This window comes from Labilithrix sp. (assembly GCA_019637155.1).
In the GTDB taxonomy this organism is placed as follows: domain Bacteria; phylum Myxococcota_A; class Polyangia; order Polyangiales; family Polyangiaceae; genus Labilithrix.
The window spans coordinates 180,630-202,790 of record JAHBWE010000008.1; the positions used below are offsets into that span (position 1 = coordinate 180,630).

24 protein-coding genes and 1 tRNA gene are annotated in these 22,161 nt (G+C 70.5%); 9 read left to right on the forward strand and 16 right to left on the reverse strand.

Translation table 11 applies throughout. The annotated features are described in order from the left end of the window. Positions 1 to 9 precede the first annotated feature (9 nt). The 4 genes from KF837_18505 to KF837_18520 form a co-directional block, all read right to left on the reverse strand. A complete protein-coding gene (locus KF837_18505) occupies positions 10 to 459 on the reverse strand; it encodes a DUF2147 domain-containing protein (protein ID MBX3229318.1) in 450 nt (149 codons plus the stop codon). 56 nt (positions 460 to 515) lie between these two features. Then, entirely contained in the window at positions 516 to 704 is a 189-nt protein-coding gene (locus KF837_18510; GenBank protein ID MBX3229319.1) for a hypothetical protein, read from the reverse strand. 139 nt (positions 705 to 843) lie between these two features. Further along, a tRNA-His gene (locus tag KF837_18515) sits at positions 844 to 916 on the reverse strand. A 179-nt stretch (positions 917 to 1,095) separates the two neighbouring features. Continuing rightward, positions 1,096 to 2,253 carry a hypothetical protein gene (locus KF837_18520; GenBank protein ID MBX3229320.1) on the reverse strand — a complete coding sequence of 386 codons (1,158 nt, stop codon included), beginning with the start codon at positions 2,251 to 2,253 and terminating at the stop codon, positions 1,096 to 1,098. 231 nt (positions 2,254 to 2,484) lie between these two features. On the opposite strand from KF837_18520, the gene KF837_18525 reads away from it, so the two are divergent. The 3 genes from KF837_18525 to KF837_18535 are packed head-to-tail and all read left to right on the forward strand — an operon-like array spanning position 2,485 to position 4,833. Further along, positions 2,485 to 3,003 (forward strand): phosphotransferase, encoded by a 519-nt coding sequence (locus tag KF837_18525; protein ID MBX3229321.1) that lies wholly within the window; start codon positions 2,485 to 2,487, stop codon positions 3,001 to 3,003. 9 nt (positions 3,004 to 3,012) lie between these two features. Next, entirely contained in the window at positions 3,013 to 4,197 is a 1,185-nt protein-coding gene (locus KF837_18530; GenBank protein MBX3229322.1) for a PLP-dependent transferase, read from the forward strand. 48 nt (positions 4,198 to 4,245) lie between these two features. Then, positions 4,246 to 4,833, forward strand: a complete 588-nt coding sequence (locus KF837_18535; protein MBX3229323.1) for a hypothetical protein — start codon at positions 4,246 to 4,248, stop codon at positions 4,831 to 4,833. Here the strand turns inward: KF837_18535 and KF837_18540 are convergent. Further along, positions 4,796 to 5,758, reverse strand: coding sequence for a trypsin-like serine protease (locus KF837_18540; GenBank protein ID MBX3229324.1), 963 nt, complete (start codon positions 5,756 to 5,758; stop codon positions 4,796 to 4,798). The genes KF837_18535 and KF837_18540 overlap by 38 nt on opposite strands. Continuing rightward, complete coding sequence (locus tag KF837_18545; protein MBX3229325.1) at positions 5,755 to 6,249, reverse strand: tetratricopeptide repeat protein; 495 nt, start codon at positions 6,247 to 6,249, stop codon at positions 5,755 to 5,757. Before KF837_18545 ends, KF837_18540 begins: the two co-directional genes overlap by 4 nt. 26 nt (positions 6,250 to 6,275) lie before the next feature. Here KF837_18545 and KF837_18550 point away from each other — a divergent pair, with 26 nt between their 5' ends. Together KF837_18550 and KF837_18555 are read left to right on the forward strand one after the other, a co-directional pair. Continuing rightward, positions 6,276 to 8,288: a hypothetical protein gene (locus KF837_18550; GenBank protein MBX3229326.1), complete on the forward strand. Its 2,013-nt coding sequence runs from the start codon at positions 6,276 to 6,278 to the stop codon at positions 8,286 to 8,288. Then, on the forward strand, positions 8,285 to 8,878 hold the full coding sequence (locus KF837_18555) for a hypothetical protein (GenBank protein MBX3229327.1): 594 nt from the start codon (positions 8,285 to 8,287) through the stop codon (positions 8,876 to 8,878). Before KF837_18550 ends, KF837_18555 begins: the two co-directional genes overlap by 4 nt. 3 nt (positions 8,879 to 8,881) lie before the next feature. On the opposite strand, the gene KF837_18560 is transcribed toward KF837_18555, so the two are convergent. Beyond that, positions 8,882 to 9,364, reverse strand: coding sequence for an acyl-CoA thioesterase (locus tag KF837_18560; GenBank protein MBX3229328.1), 483 nt, complete (start codon positions 9,362 to 9,364; stop codon positions 8,882 to 8,884). A 62-nt stretch (positions 9,365 to 9,426) separates the two neighbouring features. Between KF837_18560 and KF837_18565 the strand changes: the two genes are divergently transcribed. Then, positions 9,427 to 10,140 carry an alpha/beta fold hydrolase gene (locus KF837_18565; protein ID MBX3229329.1) on the forward strand — a complete coding sequence of 238 codons (714 nt, stop codon included), beginning with the start codon at positions 9,427 to 9,429 and terminating at the stop codon, positions 10,138 to 10,140. Positions 10,141 to 10,223: 83 nt separating this feature from the next. Here the strand turns inward: KF837_18565 and KF837_18570 are convergent, their stop codons facing one another. Then, the gene (locus KF837_18570; GenBank protein MBX3229330.1) at positions 10,224 to 11,129 is read right to left on the reverse strand and encodes a DUF882 domain-containing protein; all 906 of its coding nucleotides are present in this window, start codon (positions 11,127 to 11,129) and stop codon (positions 10,224 to 10,226) included. A gap of 381 nt (positions 11,130 to 11,510) precedes the next feature. On the opposite strand from KF837_18570, the gene KF837_18575 reads away from it, so the two are divergent. The 3 genes from KF837_18575 to KF837_18585 are packed head-to-tail and all read left to right on the forward strand — an operon-like array spanning position 11,511 to position 14,003. Beyond that, on the forward strand, positions 11,511 to 12,050 hold the full coding sequence (locus KF837_18575; protein ID MBX3229331.1) for a hypothetical protein: 540 nt from the start codon (positions 11,511 to 11,513) through the stop codon (positions 12,048 to 12,050). Beyond that, positions 12,047 to 13,051, forward strand: coding sequence for a DUF72 domain-containing protein (locus KF837_18580; protein ID MBX3229332.1), 1,005 nt, complete (start codon positions 12,047 to 12,049; stop codon positions 13,049 to 13,051). Before KF837_18575 ends, KF837_18580 begins: the two co-directional genes overlap by 4 nt. Before the next feature lie 25 nt (positions 13,052 to 13,076). Then, complete coding sequence (locus KF837_18585; GenBank protein MBX3229333.1) at positions 13,077 to 14,003, forward strand: hypothetical protein; 927 nt, start codon at positions 13,077 to 13,079, stop codon at positions 14,001 to 14,003. A 6-nt stretch (positions 14,004 to 14,009) separates the two neighbouring features. On the opposite strand, the gene KF837_18590 is transcribed toward KF837_18585, so the two are convergent. The 8 genes from KF837_18590 to KF837_18625 form a co-directional block, all read right to left on the reverse strand. Continuing rightward, positions 14,010 to 15,146, reverse strand: a complete 1,137-nt coding sequence (locus KF837_18590) for an MCE family protein (GenBank protein ID MBX3229334.1) — start codon at positions 15,144 to 15,146, stop codon at positions 14,010 to 14,012. Next, complete coding sequence (locus KF837_18595) at positions 15,143 to 15,922, reverse strand: ABC transporter ATP-binding protein (GenBank protein ID MBX3229335.1); 780 nt, start codon at positions 15,920 to 15,922, stop codon at positions 15,143 to 15,145. The genes KF837_18590 and KF837_18595 overlap by 4 nt, the downstream gene beginning before the upstream one ends. A gap of 37 nt (positions 15,923 to 15,959) precedes the next feature. After that, entirely contained in the window at positions 15,960 to 16,241 is a 282-nt protein-coding gene (locus KF837_18600) for a hypothetical protein (protein ID MBX3229336.1), read from the reverse strand. A 249-nt stretch (positions 16,242 to 16,490) separates the two neighbouring features. Further along, positions 16,491 to 17,708, reverse strand: a complete 1,218-nt coding sequence (secF, locus tag KF837_18605; protein MBX3229337.1) for a protein translocase subunit SecF — start codon at positions 17,706 to 17,708, stop codon at positions 16,491 to 16,493. 9 nt (positions 17,709 to 17,717) lie between these two features. Continuing rightward, positions 17,718 to 19,766 carry a protein translocase subunit SecD gene (gene secD / locus KF837_18610; protein MBX3229338.1) on the reverse strand — a complete coding sequence of 683 codons (2,049 nt, stop codon included), beginning with the start codon at positions 19,764 to 19,766 and terminating at the stop codon, positions 17,718 to 17,720. A gap of 51 nt (positions 19,767 to 19,817) precedes the next feature. Further along, positions 19,818 to 20,234, reverse strand: coding sequence for a preprotein translocase subunit YajC (gene yajC / locus KF837_18615; protein ID MBX3229339.1), 417 nt, complete (start codon positions 20,232 to 20,234; stop codon positions 19,818 to 19,820). Positions 20,235 to 20,676: 442 nt separating this feature from the next. Further along, positions 20,677 to 20,997 carry a hypothetical protein gene (locus KF837_18620; GenBank protein ID MBX3229340.1) on the reverse strand — a complete coding sequence of 107 codons (321 nt, stop codon included), beginning with the start codon at positions 20,995 to 20,997 and terminating at the stop codon, positions 20,677 to 20,679. Positions 20,998 to 21,181: 184 nt separating this feature from the next. Beyond that, positions 21,182 to 22,153: an SUMF1/EgtB/PvdO family nonheme iron enzyme gene (locus KF837_18625; GenBank protein ID MBX3229341.1), complete on the reverse strand. Its 972-nt coding sequence runs from the start codon at positions 22,151 to 22,153 to the stop codon at positions 21,182 to 21,184. Positions 22,154 to 22,161 lie beyond the last annotated feature (8 nt).

The following is a 22,161-nucleotide window of genomic DNA, read 5'->3' on the forward strand; positions in this document are numbered from 1 at the left end:
GGTGGCGCGTCAGCTCACGCGCGTCCACGTCTCGGAGCGGCCGAAGAGCGGGATGCCGACGTAGCCGCGGAGCGCGAGGCGGGTCGGGCTCTCGACCGTCGCCTTGCCCTTGTACGTCTTGCCGTGCTCGGGATCGTAGAGGTAGCCGTCGACGTAGCCCGAGCCGTCGAAGTGCAGGTTCCAGACGATCGCGGCGCCCATCATCGTGCGTGAGCGGAGCGCGGGGTCGGGGTTGTTCTCGTCGACGATGGGCTTGCCGTCTTTCGTCGCGGTCTTGAGCCACGAGATGCGCCCGACGTAGGCGCCGTTCTCGAAGGCGAAGCGGATGCGCGCCTCGCCGTTCGCGGTGAGCCACTCGCCCACGATCGCGTCCGCCTTCGCCTTCGGCGCGTCCGCGCGCGCGGTGTCGCTCGCGAGCGCGAGCGCGAGGAACGCGAGGGCGGTGACGGCGAGTCTCACGCCTCCAGCTTACGACTCCGGCGGCGCCGCGCCACGGCGGCGTAGATCGCGGCGAGCTACTCGGCGACGCGCCGGATCGAGCGGCGGATCTCGCGGTGAACCCAGCCGCGCCGCGCCCGCGCCGGCGCGCGGCGGATCGACTCGCGAAGCGCGCGCGGGAGCGCCGAGTCGGGGGACGGCTCCTCCACCTCGAACACCTCGTCGATCACCGGCACCATCAGGGTCACGTTCTCCGCTGCTCTCATCACGTCTCCTTCGCCTGCTCAGCACAGGAGCCACCCCGGAGATTCCTGCCTACACAATCGCTAACGCGCACGGAGCCGCTCCACCGCGATCGTCAAGTGCGCGAAAGCCCCGCGATTTCTCGCGAGGCTTTCGTTGCGGGGTGAGTGACGGGGATCGAACCCGCGACAACCGGAACCACAATCCAGCGCTCTACCGACTGAGCTACACCCACCGTGGTGTCGACCGGGGACCATACCCTTCTCCGCGCCATTCGGAAAGAGGTCTCTCAACGTCGGGGGCTTCGCCCCCGACACCCCCACCCCAGACACGGCCCTCGCGCTTCGCGCTCGGGGCGCTTCGCGCCCGCTGGGGCGGCCGCTTCTGGGGCCCCGTGCGGACCCATCGTGAAACTCAGAGCTCAACGCCCTTCGTGAAGTCGGAGGCGATCTGGGTCTTTACCTTCGCGGCCTCGGCTGCGGCGTCGGTGAAGATGCCGACCTCGCGGTTGTCGTCGAGGGCGGTGGCGGTGAAGTTCTGGGAGCCGACGAAGAGCTTCGCGCCGTCGACGACGATGACCTTCGCGTGGAGGTCCGGCGTCTTGAGCGACTTGAGCGGCACCCCTGCCTGCTTGAGCTTCGAGATGACCGTGAGCTGCGCGTTCGTCGTGCTCACGTCGCCGTCGATGACCACGTGCACGTCCTTGCCCGCCTTGTGCGCGGCGAGGATGCCGTCGACGAGCGAGCGATCGCTCAGCGTCTGGACCTCGACGTCGAGCGACGTCTGCGCCGAGTCGATGAACGCACGAAGGAAGTCCCGCGGCGCGCCGTTCGTGTTCGTGCCGTCGGGAGAGAGCACGAGCTTCGACCCGAGCGAGACCGCCTCGCCCGCGCGATCGGCGGCGAAGACCTTCTCGAGATCGGCGACGTCGGCGGGGTCCACGTCGGTCGCGATGTACTCGCGGTTCGTCTTCGGGCTCGAGGGCGTGAGGTTCATCGTCATGACGATCGCCTTCTCGCCGTCGATGAGGATCGTCTTCGCGTGCGTGTAGCGGTACGTCGCGGAGGACCACACGACGTCGACGCCGCGCGCCGTCAGCGCGTCGAACGCGGCGGTGTTGCTCCCGCCGTTGGTCGGGAACGACTTGTTGAGGACGACCTTCACGTCGCGGCCCCCGTCCTTCGCGTCGCCGAGCGCCGCGATGACCTTGGTGTCGGTGAGGAGGTACATCGTCATGTGGACGCTCTTCTTCGCGCCCTTGATCGCGGCGAGGATCGCGGCGCCGGAGTCGACCGGCTGCACCTGGATCGTGACCGCGCTCGTCATGCGCAGCGTGACCGGCTGCGGATCGGGCGGCGCCTCGCCCGTGTCGTCGTCGTCGTCGTCGCCCGCGGACGGCGTCTTCTTCTTGTCCTTGCCGGACGCCGGCGCGTCGGGATCCTCGTCCTCGGCCGGGTTCGTCGACGTGCCCGTCGGCGCGCCGCCGCCGCCGCGCGGCGTGCTCAGCTCGGCTGCGCTGCACGCGGCGAGGAGCAACGCCAGCGCGAAGGAGTACGATGCGAGCTTCGGCACGGCCCTACCTTGGCGCAGCAGGCCGGATCGGCAACCCCGATGATCGAGGAATCGGCGTCCTTCTTCGAAAAGAGACTCTCGCCCCGCGAACGGGACGTCCCGGAGGCAGCAAACCGCCTGATTTCGGAGGCTTCGCTGCTCGAGCGCCTCGGGCCGCTCGGCGTCGCGCCCCGCCTCCTCGCCCGCGGAAGAGACGCGCGCGGGCCCTGGCACCGCGTCGAGCGGATCGCGATGCCGACGCTCGCCCAGCGCATCGCGCGCGACGGAGCCCTCCCGCGCGCCTGGGTCGAGCGCGCGACCGACGCGCTCCTCCGCGCCTTCGCCGCGCTCCACGAAGCCGCCGACGATGCGGGGCCCCTCCTCGTCGTCCACGCCGACCCGAGCCCCGCGAACCTCGCGATCGACGACGCCGGCGATCGCGCGGTGCTCCTCGACTTCGACCTCGCGTGGTGGCGGGACAGCCACCCGCCGAACGACGGCGCGTTCCGCGGGACCGTGCAGTACGCGGCGCCCGAGGTCGCGCGCGGAGAGCGGCCCACCGTAGAGAGCGATCTGTACTCCTTGGGCGCGTCGTTGCTCCACGCGCTGACGGGCGAGCGGCCGCGCGCGGGCGACTCTTTTCCCGCGCTGCTCGCCGTCGCGGCGGAGGAGCCGCTCGTCGTCCCCGCCGGCGCACCGGCACAGATCGCGCGTCTCTTGGCCTTCGATCCGGCCGCGCGTCCCGCATCCGCGCGGATGCTCCTGTGCTAATGAGGCGGCATGTCCGCCGGTAGCACGCTGAGGCCCGACACGCTTTGCATCCACGCCGGGCAGGAGCCCGATCCGAACCACGGCGCGGTGATGACGCCGATCGTCCTCGCGAGCACGTTCGCGCAGGACGGGCCCGCCGTGTTCCGCGGACCGTACGACTACTCGCGCGCGGGTAACCCGACCCGCACCGCGCTCGAGGGCTGCCTCGCCGGCCTCGAAGGCGCGAAGCACGGGCTCGCGTTCGGGAGCGGGTGCGCCGCGACGACCGCGCTCCTGATGACGCTGAAGACCGGCGACCACGTGCTGTGCAGCGACGACGTCTACGGCGGCACGTTCCGCATCTTCGACAAGGTCATGAAGCAGTGGGGCCTCGACGCGTCGTTCATCGACATGAGCGATCCGGCGAAGGTCCGCGAGGCGGTGCGCCCCAACACGAAGATGATCTGGCTCGAGACGCCCTCGAACCCGATGCTGAAGATCATCGACATCGCCGCCGTCGCCGACGTCGCGAAGAAGGCGGGCGCCGTGCTCGTCGTCGACAACACGTTCGCGACGCCGATGCTGCAGCGCCCGCTCGACCTCGGCGCGGCGGTAGCGGTCCACTCCACCACGAAGTACCTGAACGGCCACTCCGACGTCGTCGGCGGCGCCGTCCTCACGAGCGACGACGCGCTCGCGGACAAGGTCCGCTTCCTCCAAAAGTCGACCGGCGGCGTCCCCTCCCCGTTCGATTGCTACATGGTCCTCCGCGGGCTGAAGACGCTCGGCGTGCGCATGCGCCAGCACGTCCAGAGCGCGCAGACGCTGGTGGAGCACCTCGGCAAGCAGAAGCTCGTCGCGAAGGTGTTCTACCCCGGCCTGAAGGAGCACGGCGGCCACGCCGTCGCGGCGAAGCAGATGAAGGGCCCCGGCGGGATGATCACGTTCGACCTCCGCGTCGGGAGCAAAGGCACCGCCCCCTCGGCCGCGTTCCTGAAGGCGCTCCAGGTCTTCACGTGCGCCGAGAGCCTCGGTGGGGTCGAGTCCCTCGCCGAGCTCCCCGCCATCATGACCCACGCGAGCCTGACGCCGGAGGCCCGGAAAGACCTGGGAATCGGGGACGGGCTCATCCGGCTGAGCGTCGGCCTCGAGGACGTGGAGGACCTGAAGGAGGACCTCGACCGGGGATTCCGCGCCATGGAAGCGGCCCTCTGAGACGGCTTCGTGCTAACGTTCGATCCTCTCTTACTTCCGGAGTCTCCGATGTTCCGTGCCACCCACGCGATTGTCAGCTTCCTCTGTTGCTCCGCCATCGTCATCCTCGGCGCCGGGTGTGGCGAAGACGAGAAGGCGACGCCGCAGGTCGTGTTCTCGGGCGACGTTCAGCAGGCCACCGGCAAGGACTGTCGCGACAGCGGGCCGCTCTTCGAGGTCGGCGAGTTCGGAAACCCGGGCGCGAACCTGCCCTCGAAGCCGGTCAAGGACGGCGAGGCCGCGGGGCAGGGCACCGTCAGCATCGCGTGCTCCGTCGTCCCGTCCGGCACCGACGAGTTCGCGGTCGACGCCACGGTGAACCTCTCCGGCGCGACGGGCGGCCTCTTCAAGCTCGAAGGCAAGTTCAAGACGACGGGCGAGCAGACGGACCTCCGCGTCATCGCGAGCGCCAAGCGCTCCGCCAACGGCTACGACCAGCGCGATCGCGGCTGCATCGCGCGCTACACGGACGGCATGGGCGTCGCGGCGGGGCGCGTCTGGGCGGAGATCGACTGCCCGAACGCGATCAACACGTCGGACGACAACCGCGCGTGCCGCGTCACCGCGCAGTTCCGCTTCGAGAACTGCGCGCAGTAACGACGTAGAGGACGATCACCGTCGCGAGCACGAGCGCGAGATCCGGCGCGGCGTGCCCGCGCGCGGCCGCACATTCGAAGCACCCTCCCGGCGGCTCCGGCTCCTCGAGCGGGGTCGCGCCCGCGGCCTGGAACGCGCGATCGATCACGCCGCGGAAGGGCGGGAGCTTCGTCGCGATGTTGTCGACGTCGAGGCAGTGATCGCCCGGGCGATCGGGGACCGGATCGCCGGTGACGCCGCGCGACACGATCCCGACGATCGCGCCGGAGTCCTGCGCGAGGAGCGGACCGCCGCTGTCGCCCTCGCAGATCGACTCCGGGAACGCGAGCTCGCTCCGGCCGAGGACCGGGTGCGCGTCGTCGGGTCCGACCTTCTTCACCGGCACGTCGCGCCGCTCTTGCCGCGCGGGCTCGTACTCGGCGGACGCCTTGCCGTACCCGATCGCGACGACGAGCTCGCCGGCGCGCGCGTCGCGATCGAGGCGGAGCGGCGCGAGCGGGACGTCCGCGATCGGCGCGTCGAGGAGGACGAGCGCGAGGTCGTGATCGCAGAGCGTGCGCGCGCCGTCGTGGAACAGCGCCGCGCCCCGCGCCGCCGGCGTCCAGCGCGCCGGATCGATGTCGCGCGGCGCCTGGCGCGTGAAGGGCGGGCGCTCGCGGCCAGCGTAGACGTGGATGTCGGGCGCGGCGAAGTCGGCGCCGATCGCGCCGCCCCCGAGCTGCGTGCCGTCGCTCGTGCACGCGATCGCGCCGCCGCCGCCGGCCGAGACGCAGTGACGCGCGGTGAGCACGAGCCGCGGCGCGACGAGCGTGCCGGTGCACGGGGTCGCGCGATCGGCGGCGGCGTCGTAGTGGAAGAGGAAGACGACGGCGTCCTGCGACGCGTCCGACGGAGCTCCGCCGACGATCGCCGGACGGAGCGTCAATTCGGCTGCCGCCCCGGCCCGCCGTCCATGCTCATCAGGAGGCCCTCGACCTCCATCCGCGTCTCGAGCTCCGGCTTCGATCGGAGGAACGCCTCGAGGTGGCGACGCGCGGAGACGTCGTCGCCGCGCGCGAGGTACGCGAGGCCGAGCGCGTAGAGCACCTCGCCGTCGGTCGGCGCTTGCTCGAGCGCGACGAGGCCCTCCGCGACCGCCCCGCGCGACTCGCCGAGCTTCCGCAGCACGTGCGTGAGCGCGACGCGCGCGCCGAGGTGCTGCGGCGCGAGCTTGAGCGCCGCTTGGTACGCGTCGCGCGCCGGCGGCATCTCGCCGATCTCGTAGAAGGTCTGGCCGAGGTAGAAATACGCGTAGTGGTTCTCCGGATCCTTCGCGAGGACGGCGCGGAGCTCCTCGAGCGCCTCCTTGTAACGCTCCTCGTGGAGGAGCTCGGTGGCTTCTTCGACTGCGGCCCACTTCGCGGCGTCGCGCTCCATGACGTAGGCGACTAGTGTAGCGCGAGATGGCGGCCGGCCGCGGGCAGACCACACGAATCGAGCCGTGGGGCGTCGTCCTCGCGCTCGCGCTCGGCGCCGCCTTCTGGGTGCCCGCGCTCCCCGCCGGTCGCGGCTGGTTCCCTGCCCCGCTCGACGACGTGTACATCCACTTCGACTACGCGCGCTCGCTCGGGCAGGGGCATCCGTTCGAGTGGATCGCGGGACAAGGGTACTCGTCGGGCGAGACGTCGCCGCTCTACGCGCTCGCGCTCGCGCTCGGATGGCTGGCCGGCTTCCGCGGGCGCGCGCTCGGGGTGTGGGCGGCGATCGTCGCGGTGGCGTCGGTCGCCTCGCTCCTCGGATCGGTGCGGCGGCTCGTGCGTCCGTGCCCGCCGTGGCTCGCCTGGCTCCTCGCGCTCGTGCCGCTCTCGATCGGCGTCGTCGACTGGGCGCTCTTCAGCGGGATGGAGGTCGCGCTCTTCGCGGCGGCGATCGGCCGCGCGCTCGAGGCGCTCGCCGCGACGCGCGCGAGCACGCGCGGCGGACCGACGCGCGAACGGCGGCAATGGACGCTCGGGCTCTGGGGCGCGGCGCTCGTGCTGCTCCGTCCGGAGGCGGTCGTCCTTGTCGCGGTCTTCGCCGTGATCGCCGCGCGAGGGGCGGGCGCGCGGAGCGGTCTCGTCGCGCTCGCGCGCGCGGCCGCGCCGGGGGCGATCGCGATCGGCGGCGTGCTCGCCGCGAACCGGCTCGCGACCGGCGACGCGCGCTCGGCCGGCGCGGCGTTGAAGCTGCTCTCGTCGAACCCGTTCCTCTCCGACGAGGAGCGCGCGCGCGCCTTCGTCGAGAACCTGATCACGTTCTGGGTCAAGGTCGTGCGCGGCGAGCTCGCGGTCACGCCGAAGCTCCTCTTCGTGCTGCCGCTCCTCGCCGTGCTCGCGCTCGTCCGTCGCGAGCGGCGCGCGCTCGCGGCGGCGTGCGTGACGTCGGCGATCGCGTGGACGGCGCTCGTGACCTGGAACGGCAACGCGCCGTACCACAACTTCCGCTACTACGCGCCGGCGCTGCTCCTCGTGGGGATCGCCGCGTCGTTCGCGATCGCGAGCGTGCGAAGGCGCGCCCTCGCCGCCGCGATCGCGCTCGCCGCGATCGGCGTCGCGGCGCCGAAGGTGCCGGGGCAGGTGAAGCACTTCCGCTCCGCGAGCGCGAACATCCGCGATCAACACGTCGAGGTCGGGGCGCGCGTCGCGGCGTTCCCCGCCGGCGCGCGCGTGCTCCTCGGCGACGCTGGCGCGATCCCGTACGTGTCGGAGCGCGGGGCGATCGACGCGCTCGGGCTCGGCGGCTACCGCGGCGTGCCGTTCGTGCGCGCGGCGGTCCACGGCGAGGCGGCGGTGATCGAGCTGATCGAGCGGCTCGATCCCTCCGCGCGCCCCACCCACCTCGCGCTCTACCCGAACTGGTTCTCGAACCTCACCTCGCGGTTCGGGGTGGAGATCGATCGCGTCACGATCGACGACAACGTCATCTGCGGGGGCACGACGAAGGGCATCTACCGCGCGGACTGGAGCGCGCTCGACGTGCCGGGGCCGCGCGCGGCGGACGTCGTCGACGAGCTCGACGTGGCCGACGTCGTCGACGAGGCCGCGCACGACTACACGCCGCCGCTCCCGCACGGAGGATGGACGACGCTCGACGTCCGCGCGGGCCGCTTCGACGGCGGGCGCACGATCCCGAACGGCGCGCGCGAGTCGTTCGTCGTTCGGGCGAGCGAACCCGGTGCGCTCCTGCTCCGCGTGCGGATCGACGCCGCCGCGCGCGGCATCACGCTGCGGTCGGCGCGCGCGACGAAGGAGCTCGAGCTCGAGCCGCCGGCGGACGGCGCGTGGCGCAGCGCGACCGCGACGCTCGACGGCGTGACCGCGGGCGAGCGCATCACGCTCGAGGCGCACGACGGCGAGTACCGCGACTACCATGTCTGGCTCGAACGGCCCCGCGCCGCATCGCCGGCGACGATCGAGCGCGATAAGCTCGCGCGATGAGTCGATCGAGCGTCCTGTTCGTGAGCGTCGCGGCGATCGCGTGCTCGGCGGGCGGCGTGACGGGCAAGGCGGACGCGCAGGCGATCCTCGACGCGCGGCTCGACCAGGGGCCGGACAACACGTGCGCGCTGCCCGGCTCGCTCCGCAACGTCGGGAGCTTCGGCGTGGACGGCGACGCGCCGGCGCCGGTCACCGACGGAACGGGGGGCACGGGCGTCGTCTGCACGGTGCGCGACAACGGCGACGCGACGTTCACGATCCACGGCGAGACGTACGTGAACGGCGAGCGCTGGTTCCTCGTCGACGGCAGGTTCCCCGCGGCGTACGACAAGCAGGCGAACCCGGACGGGGTCGCGCTCCCGGACCTCCGCGTCGCGCTCTTCGGCGCCGGTCCGCCCGGCGCCGCGACGTACGCGCAGAACGGCGGCTGCCGGCTCGCGTACCTCAGCGACCTCGAGGGCGCCGCCGGCGGCCGCGCGTGGGCGACGGTGACGTGCCCGCTCGCGCTGCGCGGCGAGCTCGACGCAGGCGATCCCGCGCAGACATGCACCCTCTCGGCGCGCTTCCGCTTCGAGAACTGCGGCTCCTGACGGTCACGCGTCGTCGCACGCTTCGGCGGCGCGCGCTTCGGCGTCGCGCGGTTCGGCGTCGCGTGATTCGGGGCCGCGTCCGAACATGAAGGCGTCGCGGATCGCTTGCGGGATGCGGGCGGGACGTGCGGTCGCGAGGTCGACGTAGCCCCACGTCGTCTTGGCGCGAAGGACGGTCGTGCCGTGCTCGTCGACGATCTCGGTCGCGCGGACGCACTTCGCCGCCATCGCGCTGTCGATCCAGGTGCGCACCTCGAGACGCGCGCCGCGAACGACGGGACGCAGGTAGTCGATCTCCTGGCGCCGCACGACGAACACGCCGCCGATGCGCCGGTACGCCTCGAAGTCGAGGCCCACCGCGGCGGAGTGCGCGACGGCGACGTCTTGCAGCCAGCGCACGTAGGCCACGTTGTTCGCGTGCTCGAGCTCGTCGATGTCGCCGTCGGCGACGGTCACCGCGATCGTGTGGGTGGGCGTAAGCGGCATCGAGACGCACCCTATAGTTGCACCGTCCGCACGGATCATGCTTCTTCTTGAGGGACTGCCGCATGATGACACCCGCCACCCTGCGCCAGCACGTGACGGAGACCATCTCGACGTTCCGCGAAGTGGTCCTCATGCCGCGCGACATCGCGCCGTCGGTGCCGGCGGGTCTCAAGCACGAGGACGACGTCATCGTGATGGTGCACGGCTTCTTCGCGAGCGCGGGCGTGTGGCGTCCGATGAAGCGCGCGCTCGCGTACGGCACCGGCGCGCAGGTCGCGAGCTTCTCGCACGCGCCCGGCGTCGGCGTCGACCGCATCGCGCGGAGCCTCGCGCGCCTCGTCGAGCGCGTGCCGGCGGGGTGCCGCGTGCATCTCATCGGGCACAGCCTCGGCGGCCTCGTCGCGCGCCACTACGTGCAGGAGCTCGGCGGCCACACGCGCGTCGCGCAGACGATCTCGCTCGGCTCGCCGTTCGGCGGCACCACGCGGGCCCATCCCTTCCCCTTCCTCGTCGGCCGCGATCTCTCGCATCGCTCGCCGCTGCTCGCGCGCCTCCGCGAGCGCGCGCACGTGCACGACGTCCCGCACACGTCCTTCGTCGGCGACGGCGACATCATGGTCGTCCCCGCCGAGAGCGCGGTCTTCCCGCGCGGCGACGTCGTCGTGCTCCCCAAGTGCGGGCACAACACGCTCCTCTTCCATCGCGAGTCGATCGCGCAGGTCGTCGACCGCGTGCGCGCGGTGCAAGAGCAGGCCCGCCGCCTCCGCGAAGGCTGACGCTCGAGCCGTCGCCGGCGCGCGCCGCGCGTGCTCGAGCCGATCACCCCGCGCTCGGCCGCGTCGGTGCGGACGGCGAACGATCAGCGTTCGCTCGCTGTCTCCGGCAGGTCCATCGTGCCGACGTATGAGGCGTCGCGTGCCTCTTGCGTCGGGTCGGCGAGCAGCCGCTCGCGCCATGTGACGCCCGGCGGCGAGCCGTCGACCCAGTGGTAGCTCCGCTCGCGGACGTCGACGTGCACGTATTGCGTCTTCGGATGCGTGTAGATTCCAATGCCCGCGCGCGGGTACGTCCGCACGTACCTCGCGAGCGCGGACGCGGTGACGCCTTCGAGCTTGAAGTCGAGCGCCTCGCCGGATCCGTGTTTGCCGTGCGCGCCCCTGCGCCGCGCGCTCACGACGACGATCGGCGCGCCGCCGAAGTGATACGAGGCGCGGAACACGAGCTGCACGAGCCGCGCGTCGAGCGGCTCGGCGACCTCGCCATTCTCCTGATCCGGCGCGTCGGCGACGCTGGCGGCCACGCGCATGAGCTCCTTCAACGCCGTGAGCTCCAGCGAGCCGTGATCGCTGTAGAGCCGGAGATCGGCGTGGGCCTCCGTGTTCTGGTTCGTGACGCTCACCGTCGAGAGCGCCTCACCCCACGGCCTCGGCTCGGCGGGCTCCGCGGTCGTGGGCACCTCCTCCGCGACGTCGACAGGTGGCGGCTCCGCTGCGACGTCGACGTCGGCACGCTCGCTCGCGGGCAGTGACGGCGCCGGGACTTCGGCGACCGCCTCGCTCGCGGGCGCATTGGTGGAAGTCGGCGCGTCGATCGAGGCAGACGACGACGGCGCGTCATCGCGCGCGGACGCGTCATCGCGCGCGGACGCGTCATCGCGCGCGGACGCGGCGTCGCGCGCGGGCGCGGCGTCGCCCATTCCTGCGAAGAGCACCACCGCGAGCGCGACACCAGCGCCGCGCAGCAAGAGCCTGCGCCGCTCGCGCACCCCCGCAACGGCTGCATCCGCAAGCGAGACGACGGCGCGCCCACCACACGCCAGCGCCTCCGCCGAAGCCCGCTCCGCCCCACCGCGCACCGACGTCAACGCCCCCGCAACCAACCCAAGCTCCAACGACAACACCGCCCCAACCCGCGGCTTCGACTCCAGCGGCGACGCCGCCCCAACGCGCGGCGACGCCCCTGCGCGCGACGCTGCCCCTGCGCGGCTGCGGTTGCCTTGGGGTCGGGGCATCGTGGGAGCGTAGCAGCTTGCGGTCGGTGCTTTGGCGAAGTACGAGTCTTCGTCGTCATGGGCGTCCGTGCGCGTGTTTTTGCCGGGATCCTTGGGGGTGCGTGTATCCTACACGCGGCGCCGGCGCGCGCCGACGTGAGCTCGTTCCTCTCCGGCGGCGGGGGGTACGGCGCGCAGTACAACGACGCGACGAATCGCTTCCGGCAGACCGGCGCGGCGAGCTTCGGGCTCGGCGTGGGGACCGATCCGCTCCGGCGCGCCGTGCTCGGCGGCATGCTCCGGAGCACCACCTTCTTCGGCCTCGGAACCGACCTCGGGCTCTCCATCCGCATCGCCACCGGCGGCTTCGCGCGCGGCGACTGGGGGCTCGCGTTCGACGCCGGCGCAGCGTGGCGATCGTTCGGCCGCGGCGAATACGGGCGCTGGCCGATCACCGCGCGCATCACCGGCGGCGGACCGTGGGGCCTCCAGCTCGCCGTCGCCGGCGACGTGCTCAAGGTCGCCGGGAACGACGCGCAGGCGCGCGGCGTCGTCGCGGTGCTGGAGCTCGATCTCCTCCGCCTCACCGTGATGCGCCAAGGATCGAGCGAGAAATGGTGGCCGAACCCGGCCCCCGCCGGCGGCCGCGTGCAGGAGACCGCGAAGAACGGGCCGCTCGCCGGCCTGTTGTGGTGAAGGACGACGACCAGCTCGGCCTCTTCGCAGGGGACACGTCGCCCCTCATCGAGCCTCACGTCGAAGAAGAAGACCGCGCGCTCGCGGCGCGCGTCCCGTCGTTCATCCGCTTCGGATCGAGCAGCTGGTCGTTCCCCGGCTGGGCCGGCATCGTCTGGAAAGGCACCCCCTCCGAGACCGACCTCGCGCAGCGCGGGCTCGCCGCGTACGCGCAGCACCCGCTCCTCCGCACCGTCGGCATGGACCGCACGCACTACCGGCCGCTCCGCGACGAGGACCTCGCGGAGTACAAAGCGCAGGTCGACGAAGCGAAGACGCTCGCGCCGGGGCTCCCGCCCTTCCGCGTCGTCTCGAAGATCTGGGACGAGGTCACGACCGCGGTGTTCCCCTCCCATCCGCGGTACGGCGCGCGCGCCGGTGCGCGAAACCCCGCCTTCCTCGACGCGGAGACGTTCCGGCGCGACGTGCTCGCGCCCTACCGGCGCGCGGGGGCGACGGGGCCGTTCGTGTTCGAGCTCACGCCGATGCCGAGCGGCACCTTCGACGAGCGCGCCTTCGTCGCGCGCGTCGACGCGTTCATCGCCACGCTCCCGGCCGGGCATCGCTTCGCGTTCGAGCTGCGCAACCCCGAGCTCTTCGGGACGCGCTGGCTCGACATGCTGCGCGCGAACGGCGTCGCCCACGTCTTCAACTACTGGACGGCGATGCCGTCGTTGCGCCTTCAGCTCCGCGCCGGCAGCCCGACCGCGTCGTTCGTCGTCGTGCGCCTGATGCTGCCGCCGTACACGCGCTACGCGCAGCGGAAGGCGGAGCTCGCCCCGTTCGATCGCGTCGTCGAGCCGCAGGAAGAGATGCGCGAGGACGTCGTCGCGATCCTGCACGCCGCGTCGGAGGCAGGATGTGGGGAAGCCTTCGTCCTCGTGAGCAACACGGCGGAAGGGTGCTCCCCGCTCACGATCCGCGAGCTCGCGCGGCGAACCGCTCGCGTGTTCCGCCGCTGAAGGCGGAGACGCTATGCTGTGGGCCATGCTTCGCAACTCGCTTCTCTCCGGCGTGGCCGTCTTCGTTCTTGCCCTCATCGCGTGCAAAGGCTCGACCGAGCCCGACGCGACCTCCACGTCGTCGAGCAGCGGCGGCGAGCCCGCCTCGTCCGGCGGCAGCTCGAACGGGAGCAACGGGAACGGCAGCACGAGCACGACCAGCAGCGGGTCGAGCGGGAACCCGCCGCCCTCGAACGACGTCGTCATCTCGGACGAGAGCGTCGACGTCGACGGCACGCCGCGCGCCTACAAGCTGGTCGCGCCGAAGGACTACGACGAGGCGAGGGCGTACCCGCTCATCGTCGCGATGCACGGTGACGGCCAGGACGCCGGTGGCTTCATCGGCTTCAGCGGGCTCACCAACGTCGCCGGCACCGAAGCGGTGATGGCGTTCACCGATCAGTCGCTCGACCTCACGACCTACTACGACAACAACAAGGACCAGAAGATGGTCCCCGCGATCATCGCCGCGGTGAAGGGCAAGCGGAACATCGACGCCGGGAAGATCTGGGGCTTCGGCTACAGCAAGGGCGCGTTCCAGATCGGCGAGCTCCTCTGCAGCGGGAAGGACATCTTCACCGCCGTCGCGGTCCACCAGGGCGGCGCGCCGCAAGACAAGGACGGCGACGGGAACGGCGACTGCTGGAATCCGGTGAAGGTCCCGATGTTCGTCCTCGGCGGCGGGAACGACAAGGACATCGGCAGCGAGTACTACGCGCAGTTCTTCGCCGGCATCCACGGCTGCGACAACCCCTTCGGCGCGCGCACCAAGGCGAGCCCCGACATCTGCGAGAAGTTCAACGGGTGCGACGCGGGAAAGCCCCTCCTCTTCTGCGAGGCCCCGGGCGTGCCGCACTACCCGATCTACGAGAAGTCGGCCGAGCTCTCCGTGGCCTGGTTCAAGACGCTCTGACGTTCGTCACTTCGCCTTCGCCGGCGGGGGCGGCTCGGGGCTCCGCTCCTCGTTCTGCTTGATCGAGTAGCGCACGAGCGCGCGCAGCACCTGGTTGCGTTCGACGTTGCCGACGAGCAGCTTGATGTCCTCGTACACGCTCGGGTCGACGAGGAGCGCGCCGACGGTGCCGCGCCCCGCCTTCATCCCCGCCACGATCTCGCGGAGGTCGTCGCTCATCGCGTTGACGTTGCCCATCAGGTGCTGCGTCTGATCGTCGCCGTACACGATCGCGTGGGCGAGGCCATTGCCGGTCCGCACCGCCTCGAGCGACTTGTTGAGCTCGATCATCGAGCCGGTCGTCGCCTGGGCGAGCTTGTCGTCGTAGATCGCCGCGTGCGCGAGCCCGTTGCCGTTCTTGATCTGCGTCGTCAGCTCGTTCGCGTCCCGGCTCACGCGCGCGAGGTTCGCGCTGGTCGCCTCGAGGTTGCCGAGGATCCGCTCGACCTTCTTCGCCTCCTCCGGATCGAAGATCATCTTGTGCGCGACACCGTCCCGGAGCGCGACGCCGTCGAGGATGAGGCGGAGCGAGGACATCGTCCCGTGGAGGTCTTCCTTGAACCGATCGTCCGCGATCCCCTCCGTGACGCGCTTGATGTCCGAGAGCGCGGCCTTCGCCTCCTGCGCCGCCTTCTGCGCGTCGCCGAAGAGATCGCCCGGCGGCGCGGTGTCGAGCCACCCGTCCGGTGCGACGGCCGCGTTGGGGTCCTTGCCCTCCGCGCGCATCTTCTCCGCGCGCGGCTGATCCCAGGCGATGACGACCATCTTGTCGCCGAGGAGGCCCTTCGCCTCGATCGTCGCCACCGTCCCCGCGCGGATGCGCCCCATCTCCGCCTTCGCGATCGAGAGCGTGACGTAGACCTTGTTGTCGTTCGGATCCTTCCCGTGCTCGACCTCGCCGACGGAGCCGATGTCGATGCCGCCCATGCGCACGACCGACCCTGTCCGAAGGCCGACGACGTCGTCGTACGCCGCGTGGTACGTGACCTTGCGGTCCCACGCCTTGCGGTTCTCACCGATGGTGAACACCGCGATCGCCGAGAGGACGATGCCGAAGAAAACGAAGAGCCCGACCCGGAACGTTCGTGCCTTCTCGCGCTTCACGAGGTCGAGAGTAGCACCGACACGTCCTCGATCTCGGGCGCCTTCCCGTCGATGAAATCGCGGACGTACGGGTCTTCGCTCCGGCGGAAATCCTCCGGCGTGCCTTCGAGGAGCAGCCTCCCCTTCCCGATCATCACGATGCGGTCCGACACCGAGAACGCGGTCCCCATGTCGTGGGTGACGACGATGCTGGTGAGGCCGAGGCGCTTCTTGATCGAGCGGATCAGGTTGTTGATGCGCGCGGTGTTGATCGGGTCGAGGCCGGTGGTGGGCTCGTCGTAGAGGAGCACCTCGGGCTGGAGCGCCAGCGTGCGCGCGAGGCCGACGCGCTTCTTCATGCCGCCGGAGAGATCGCTCGGACGCATCTCCTCGATCCCCGGCAGGCCGACGCTCGCGAGCGCGTCCGCGACACGCTGCGCGATCTCGGGCTCGGTCATCGTCTTCCAGTTCTGCTCCCGCAGCCCGTAGGCGACGTTGTCGCCGACGCTCAGCGAGTCGAACAGCGCGGCGCCCTGGAAGAGGTACGCGATGCGCCGGCGCACGCGATAGAGGTCGGCGTCGTCCATCGCCGCGACGTCCTTGCCGTCGAAGACGATCTCGCCGCGATCGGGCCTGAGGAGCCCGATCAGCATCTTCAGCATCACGCTCTTGCCGCTGCCGGACGCGCCGAGGATGGTGACGGTCTCGCCGCGCGCGATCGCGAACTCGAGGCCGCGGTAGATGACCTTCGTCCCGAACGCCTTGTGCAGGGCACGGAAGTGGATCAACGGCTCCAGGTGAACCGCTCTTTCTTCTGCGGGTGGCGACCGCGACTCAGTGCTCGTCGATGACGAGCCAGACGTCGTCGAGGCAGAGCTCGCCCTTCGCGTGCTCGGTGATCTTGAGGTCGCTCACCTTCGCGGGCCGACCGTTGATCGTCACCTTCGTCCGCGCGGGATCGATCCGGCCCGTGACCGCGCGCTTCTCGCTCGCGATCGTCAGCGTGTCCGGCGCGATGGCCGTGATGACGCCGTGGACCCTGCGGTCCGTCGACAGAGGCTCGGCGGCGCCGAGGAGAGAGACCGCAATCGCGACGAGACCGAGCTGCTTCATCATGGCGAATTCCCCTCGGGGCTGCGGAACTCGACCACCCCCGGTCGAGACGCGTCGCGCTCATACCATCTCGACCATCCGCTCGCATCAACAAATAGTCGAGCTCATTTCGCTCGAAAAAACCGAGCGATTGTCGCTGGATATGCGTGCATCAGCGAGCGAGGCGCCGCGCGCACCCGATCCGCGGCTTCCCGGTGACGTCGAGATCATTCGGGAAACCTGGCGCTAGGCTAGCTCACCGACGGCCGGAGCCTAGGCCGGCTTCGCGCGGAGGCGCTTCTTCATGCTCGCGGTCTGCGAGCGCTTGGAGATGCGCTTGTCGATCCACTCCGTGAGCGGCGCGGCGACGTAGATGCTGGAGTACGTGCCGGCGACGATGCCGACGACCATGCCGAAGGCGAAGTCCTTGAGGACGCCGGTGCCCCAGATGAAGAACGCGAGGACGGAGAGCATCGTCGCGCCCGACGTGAGGATCGTGCGCGAGAGGGTCTCGGAGACGCTCATGTTGATGATCTCGCCGAAGCTCTTGCCGCGATGCTTGCCGAGGTTCTCGCGGATGCGGTCGTAGACGACGACGGTGTCGTTCATCGAGTAGCCGACGATCGTGAGCACGACCGCGATCGTCGACAGCGTGACCTCGCGTCTCGTCACGACGAAGGCGCCGAGGACGACGACCGCGTCGTGGACGCACGCGAGGACGACGCCGGGCGCGAACCGCAGGTCGAAGCGGAACGCGAGGTAGATCATGATGAACACGATCGAGAGCGCGACCGCGTTGCGCGCGCTGTCGCGGAGCTGCTTGCCCGCCTTCGGACCGACCCACTCGACGCGGAGGGCGTGGTCGGGCACCGCGTCGCCGAGCTGCGCGCGGAGGACGTCCATCAGCTGGTCGCCCTTCGACTGGAGCTGGATCTCGACGCGGTGGTCGCGCTTGTTCACGACCTGCGGGTTCTTGTCGGATACGCGGAGCTTCACGTTCGCGACGGTCTGGACCTGCTGCTTGATCTTCTCGAGGTCGGGCTCGGTGTCGTAGCGGACGCCGAGCTTGTCGCCGCCGGCGCTGAACTTCACCTCCGTCGCCTGCGCGTTCTTCGGGCAGGCGGCGTCCCCGTCGCCCTCGACGCCGAAGCAGAGCGCCTTCTTGAGCGCCTCCTTCGTCGTGTCGTCGACGGTGCTGATCTCCTGGACGCGGATCAAGAACTGGCTGTCCGACGTCGGGCTCTGGACCTGCACCACGTCCGGCTCGGAGAACTGCCCCGAGTGCACGACCGCCTCGCGGATCTGCCCGCCGTCGGTCGTCTTCGTGAACGCGACCTCGATCTCGGTGCCGCCGCGGAAGTCGGTGCCGTAGTTCGGACCGGGGACGTAGAGCGAGACGATCGAGGCGATGGTGAGGAAGATCGACAGCGCAATCCACCATTTGCGCTGGGACATGAAGTCATAGGTTTTGTGGGACTTGAAGAACTCCATGACTCCCTCTCAGAACTCCGCGCCGACGCTGAGCCGCTTGACCTTCGCGCCGCGGACCCACCAGTCGAAGACGAGGCGCGTGCAGAACACGCCGGTGAAGAGGCTCGCGATGATGCCGATGATGAGCGTCACGGCGAAGCCCTTGACCGGACCCGTCCCGTACTGGGCGAGGATGAGGCCGGAGATGAACATGGTGACGTGGCCGTCGACGATGGCGGTGAACGCCTTGTCGTAGCCGGCGTCGACCGCGGCGCGGACGCTCTTGCCCTGGCGCAGCTCCTCGCGGATGCGCTCGTTGATGAGCACGTTCGCGTCGATCGCGACGCCGATCGTGAGCGCGAGGCCGGCGATGCCGGGGAGCGTGAGCGTGCCGCTGAACGACGCGAGGATCGCGAGCTGGAACAGCAGGTTGAAGAGCACCGCCGCGTCGGCGACGAGGCCGGACTTGCGGTAGTAGATGAACATGAACACGAGGACGAGCATGCCGCTCGCGACCGCGCCGATGGCGCCCTTCGCGATCGCGTCCTCGCCGAGGGTGGGGCCGATGATCGACTCGTTGGAGAGCTGGATCGGAGCGGGGAGCGCGCCGGAGCGGAGGACCATCTCGAGCTTCTCCGCGTTCTTGAGCTGCTGGTCCTGATCGCCCGAGCCCATCGTGATGCTCGCGCGGCCGCCGCCGATCTTGGAGCGGATGACCGGCGCCGAGTTGATGACGTCGTCGAGGATGATCGCGAAGCGACGGTTGATGTTGTCGCCGGTGACCTGCTCGAAGCGGTCGGCGCCGGCGGGGCTGAACGTGATCGCGACGTAGACCTCGGGGACGCCGCTGCGCTGATCGATCTGGCGCTGCGCGTCGGTGATGTACTCGCCGGTCACGTCCGCGCGCGCGCGGAGGTAGAACGTACGCCAGCCGTCCTCCGTCGCCTTGCCGGTGTCCGGGTCGTAGTCCTCGGTCTTCTCGTAGCCGACGACGTGATCGTCGGGGACGTCCATCGTCTTCACGAACGCCTTGAGCTTGTCGAGCGCGGCCTGCATCGCCTTCGTGCGCGCGACCTCGTCCTCCTTGACGTTCTTGCCCTCGAACTCGTTCGGGATCTTGGTCGAGAAGAAGGTGCGGCGTGCGTTCTGCTTCTGCCCGTTCACCTCGCCGAGCGGCGCGTTCTCGATCCGCGTCTCGATGCCCTCCGGCACCAGCTTCTCGTCGACCTTGGAGAAGAAGTCGGCCTCGTCGTCGAGCATCTTGAACTCGAGGCGCGCCGTCTTGCGGATGATCTCCTTGATCTCTTCGAACTGCGCGCGGTTCGAGCCCGGCACCTCGACGATGATGTCCTCGTCGCGCGTGGTGACGCTCGCCTCGCGGAGGCCGAGCTCGTCGACGCGGCGGTTGACGGTGTCCTTCGCCTGCGTGACGGCGCGCTCGCGCGTCTGCGTCTCGAGCTCGGCGCGGAGCTTGAACACGACCTCGCCCGGCTCGCTCGTGCGGACCTCGGCGAGCTCCTTCGCGAACTTCTCCTTGAAGCGCTGGTCGATCATCGACAGGTCCGCCGGGTTGACGAACTTGATGCGGAGGAGCGCGCTCTCGGGCGTGAAGATGTGCACCTTCTCCTCGAGCTGCTTGAGCTCGGGGAGCTTGAGGAGGCCTTCGCCGGTGTGGATCTTGTACGAGGTCGCCAGGTCCTGGCGCATGTCGTCGGCGAACTTGTCGCGCTTGTCGCGGAGCGCCTCTTCGACCTCGACCGTGTAGACGAGGCGGAGGCCGCCTTGGAGGTCGAGCCCCTTCACGACGCCGAACTCGATGCGATCGCGCACGTAGGTCGGGCACTTGAACCTCGCGGTGCCGTCCTTGGCGCGCGAGAGGTCTTCGAACGTCGGCAAGAGGCAGACGATCGAGCCGAAGAAGGTCGCGGCGACGAAGCCGACCTTGAAGCGCCACGTGCTGTCCATGATCGGCAGCGCCGTGATGATGGCCCAGATCACGGTGAGGCCCATGAGGACGAGGCCCCAGAAGTTGTCGGCGCGATAGAACGCGTAGCCCGCGGCGCCGGCCACGGCCATCACGATGAAGGAGTTACGCTGAGAGCTGGTCATCGATGTGGGCTCGGCCTGGGTTCATTTCTTGTCGGCGGTCGCCTTCGCCTCTTTGAGATCGGCGAGCTCCTTGTCGGTCTTGCTCGCGGACGCCGGCGCGGCGTCGTAGGACGAGACCGAGCTCGCGAGGACGGACACGGTGGTGCCCGGCGCGATCTTCACCTTCGCGACGCGCTCGTCGAGCTCGACGAGCTCGCCGATGAGGCCGGCCTGGGTGACGATCTTGTCGCCCTTCTTCAGGTTCTTGCGCGCCTCCGCCTCCTTCTTGTTCCGCCGGAAGCTCATGAAGAGGAACGGAACGAGGATGAGGATCGGCAGGAGCATGGTGAGCATGCTCCCGCCGGGGGGCTGGGCGGCCTGCTGCCCGCCCGCGGGGGCGGGGGCCTCGACGCCGGGCGTGCCCTGCTTGGGCGGGACGTTCTGGAAGGAGAAGGACATCGGATCGCGATACTCCGCAATTCCCCGAAAAAAGAGCCCAAAACCGAGCCGATCCGGGGGAGGTCGGGGGGAGTTAGTCGAATCCCCATGGGGGGTCAACCGCAGGGGCAGCGAGCCCCAAAGCCCAGGCCGCGCGCCGGGGAGAGAACCCTCGCCGGCGGCTCCCATTCCCGTACTCAACTCAACGTCGGGGGCTTCGCCCCCGACACCCCCACCCCAGACACGGCCCTCGCGCTGCGCGCTCGGGTTGCTTCGCAACCGCTTGCGCGGCCGCTTCTGGGGCCCCGGTGCTGGCTGCGTGGGAGGGGGCTGCGCTCGCGGTGGCCGCTTCGAGCTTCAGCCGGTGCTGGCTGCGTGGGAGGGGGCTGCGATCGCGGCCGCTTCGAGCTTTAGCCGGTGCTGGCTGCGTGGGAGGGGGTGCGATCGCGGGTGGGGGTGGGGGTTAGAAGATGTCGCGGGTCGAGGGGACGTCGTCGGGGCGCGGGGGTTGTTTCTTTGCGATGCGGCGGGTGGGGGCGCGCTTGAGGGGCGTGTCGGGCTCGAGGGGCACGAAGGCGTGGGCGGGGGCGTCGATGGGGGCGATCGGGATCGCTTCGACGTCGGGGGTCTCGGGCGTCGCGCGGTGGAGCTCTGGGGTCGCGGCGAGGAGGCGGCAGAGCTCCACCGCGAGGATCGCGAGCAGGACGACGAGGCAGGCCGGGGCCGCGGACTTGCGGCGGGGGGCGGGCTCGAACATCGGGAACGTCGCGGTCGCTTCGCTCATGTCGGGGCACGACGCAGGACGGGTGCCACGCGGCGAGTGCGCAGGTGGGCGCGCAAGCGTGAGCGCGAGCGTCGCGTTCTCGATGGGTTGGAGGTTATTCCAGCGTCACTGTGTAATTGCAGGTGGGGCGGACGGGGACCAGGGAGAAGATCCACCTGCGCCTGGCGGCGGAGCGACCGGGGGGTCAGTCGGTTGCGTCTTTGGCGCAGCGGAAGCCGACGTTCGGGCCTGCCTCGCGCGCCGAGCCCCAGTTGCGGCTCGTCGTCCTCGACGCGGACGGCGTCGAGAGCCAGCCGCCGCCGCGCAGCACGTGGCTCGCGCCCGCGCGCGGGGAGAGGTCCGAGCTCGTCTCCGCGTACCAGTCGGCGACCCATTCTTCGACGTTTCCGCTCATATCGTGGATTCCGAATGGGCTCGCGCCGGCCATGTGGGTCCCGACCTTCGACGGCCGCCGGCCGCCGCAGCTCCGCTGCGTCGCCTCGCTCGCGAGCGTGACCGCCGCGCCGCAGCCGGCCGCGCTCTGGCCGCCCCACGGATAACGGATCGGCGTCGTCCCCCGCGCCGCCATCTCCCACTCGACCTCGCGCGGGAGGCGCTTGCCGACCGACGCGCAGTACGTCGACGCGTTCGTCCACGACACGCACGAGATCGGGAGCTGCGGCTCGCCCTTGTCCCACGTGCACTCGAGGCTCGAGCGCACCGGACGCGGGCACGCGCCCTTGTCGACGCACGCGCGGTACGCGCCGACCGTTACCTCCGTCTTGTCGAGCCAGAACGGCGGCACGACGACGACGCGCGAGGGCCGCTCGTTCGGCGGCGCCTTCTTGTCGTCGGTACCCATCGTGAACTTGCCGCCCGGGATGCGGGCCATGCCGTCCTTCACGACCACGCTCTGCCGGACGAGGACGACCTGCTGCGGCGGTTGCTTCGGCGCCGGATGCTCGTCCGCCTCCTCGCCCTCGACCACGTGCGGGACGCTGCTCGACGGCATCGGGACGGTCGCCGGCCCAGGACCGCCCGAGCTCGCCGGCGGGGTCGACGGCGCGCTCGCAGGCGCCGCCGGCGCGCCGCCGTCGTCCGCGAGCGCAAACGGGATCGGCAGCGCGCAGACGAGCGCGAAGACGACGAGACGCGTTCTGACGAGCGGCGCTCTCATCCGACCCG

What these genes read in the sequence shown, in the direction of transcription:
- KF837_18510 (MBX3229319.1), bottom strand. Translation starts at nt 704, where the DNA reads ATGAGAGCAGCGGAGAACGTGACCCTGATGGTGCCGGTGATCGACGAG.
- KF837_18525 (MBX3229321.1), top strand. Translation starts at nt 2,485, where the DNA reads ATGCCGACGCTCGCCCAGCGCATCGCGCGCGACGGAGCCCTCCCGCGC.
- KF837_18530 (MBX3229322.1), top strand. Translation starts at nt 3,013, where the DNA reads ATGTCCGCCGGTAGCACGCTGAGGCCCGACACGCTTTGCATCCACGCC.
- KF837_18535 (MBX3229323.1), top strand. Translation starts at nt 4,246, where the DNA reads ATGTTCCGTGCCACCCACGCGATTGTCAGCTTCCTCTGTTGCTCCGCC.
- KF837_18545 (MBX3229325.1), bottom strand. Translation starts at nt 6,249, where the DNA reads ATGGAGCGCGACGCCGCGAAGTGGGCCGCAGTCGAAGAAGCCACCGAG.
- KF837_18550 (MBX3229326.1), top strand. Translation starts at nt 6,276, where the DNA reads ATGGCGGCCGGCCGCGGGCAGACCACACGAATCGAGCCGTGGGGCGTC.
- KF837_18555 (MBX3229327.1), top strand. Translation starts at nt 8,285, where the DNA reads ATGAGTCGATCGAGCGTCCTGTTCGTGAGCGTCGCGGCGATCGCGTGC.
- KF837_18560 (MBX3229328.1), bottom strand. Translation starts at nt 9,364, where the DNA reads ATGCCGCTTACGCCCACCCACACGATCGCGGTGACCGTCGCCGACGGC.
- KF837_18565 (MBX3229329.1), top strand. Translation starts at nt 9,427, where the DNA reads ATGATGACACCCGCCACCCTGCGCCAGCACGTGACGGAGACCATCTCG.
- KF837_18585 (MBX3229333.1), top strand. Translation starts at nt 13,077, where the DNA reads ATGCTTCGCAACTCGCTTCTCTCCGGCGTGGCCGTCTTCGTTCTTGCC.
- KF837_18600 (MBX3229336.1), bottom strand. Translation starts at nt 16,241, where the DNA reads ATGATGAAGCAGCTCGGTCTCGTCGCGATTGCGGTCTCTCTCCTCGGC.
- secF (MBX3229337.1), bottom strand. Translation starts at nt 17,708, where the DNA reads ATGGAGTTCTTCAAGTCCCACAAAACCTATGACTTCATGTCCCAGCGC.
- yajC (MBX3229339.1), bottom strand. Translation starts at nt 20,234, where the DNA reads ATGTCCTTCTCCTTCCAGAACGTCCCGCCCAAGCAGGGCACGCCCGGC.
- KF837_18620 (MBX3229340.1), bottom strand. Translation starts at nt 20,997, where the DNA reads ATGAGCGAAGCGACCGCGACGTTCCCGATGTTCGAGCCCGCCCCCCGC.
- KF837_18625 (MBX3229341.1), bottom strand. Translation starts at nt 22,153, where the DNA reads ATGAGAGCGCCGCTCGTCAGAACGCGTCTCGTCGTCTTCGCGCTCGTC.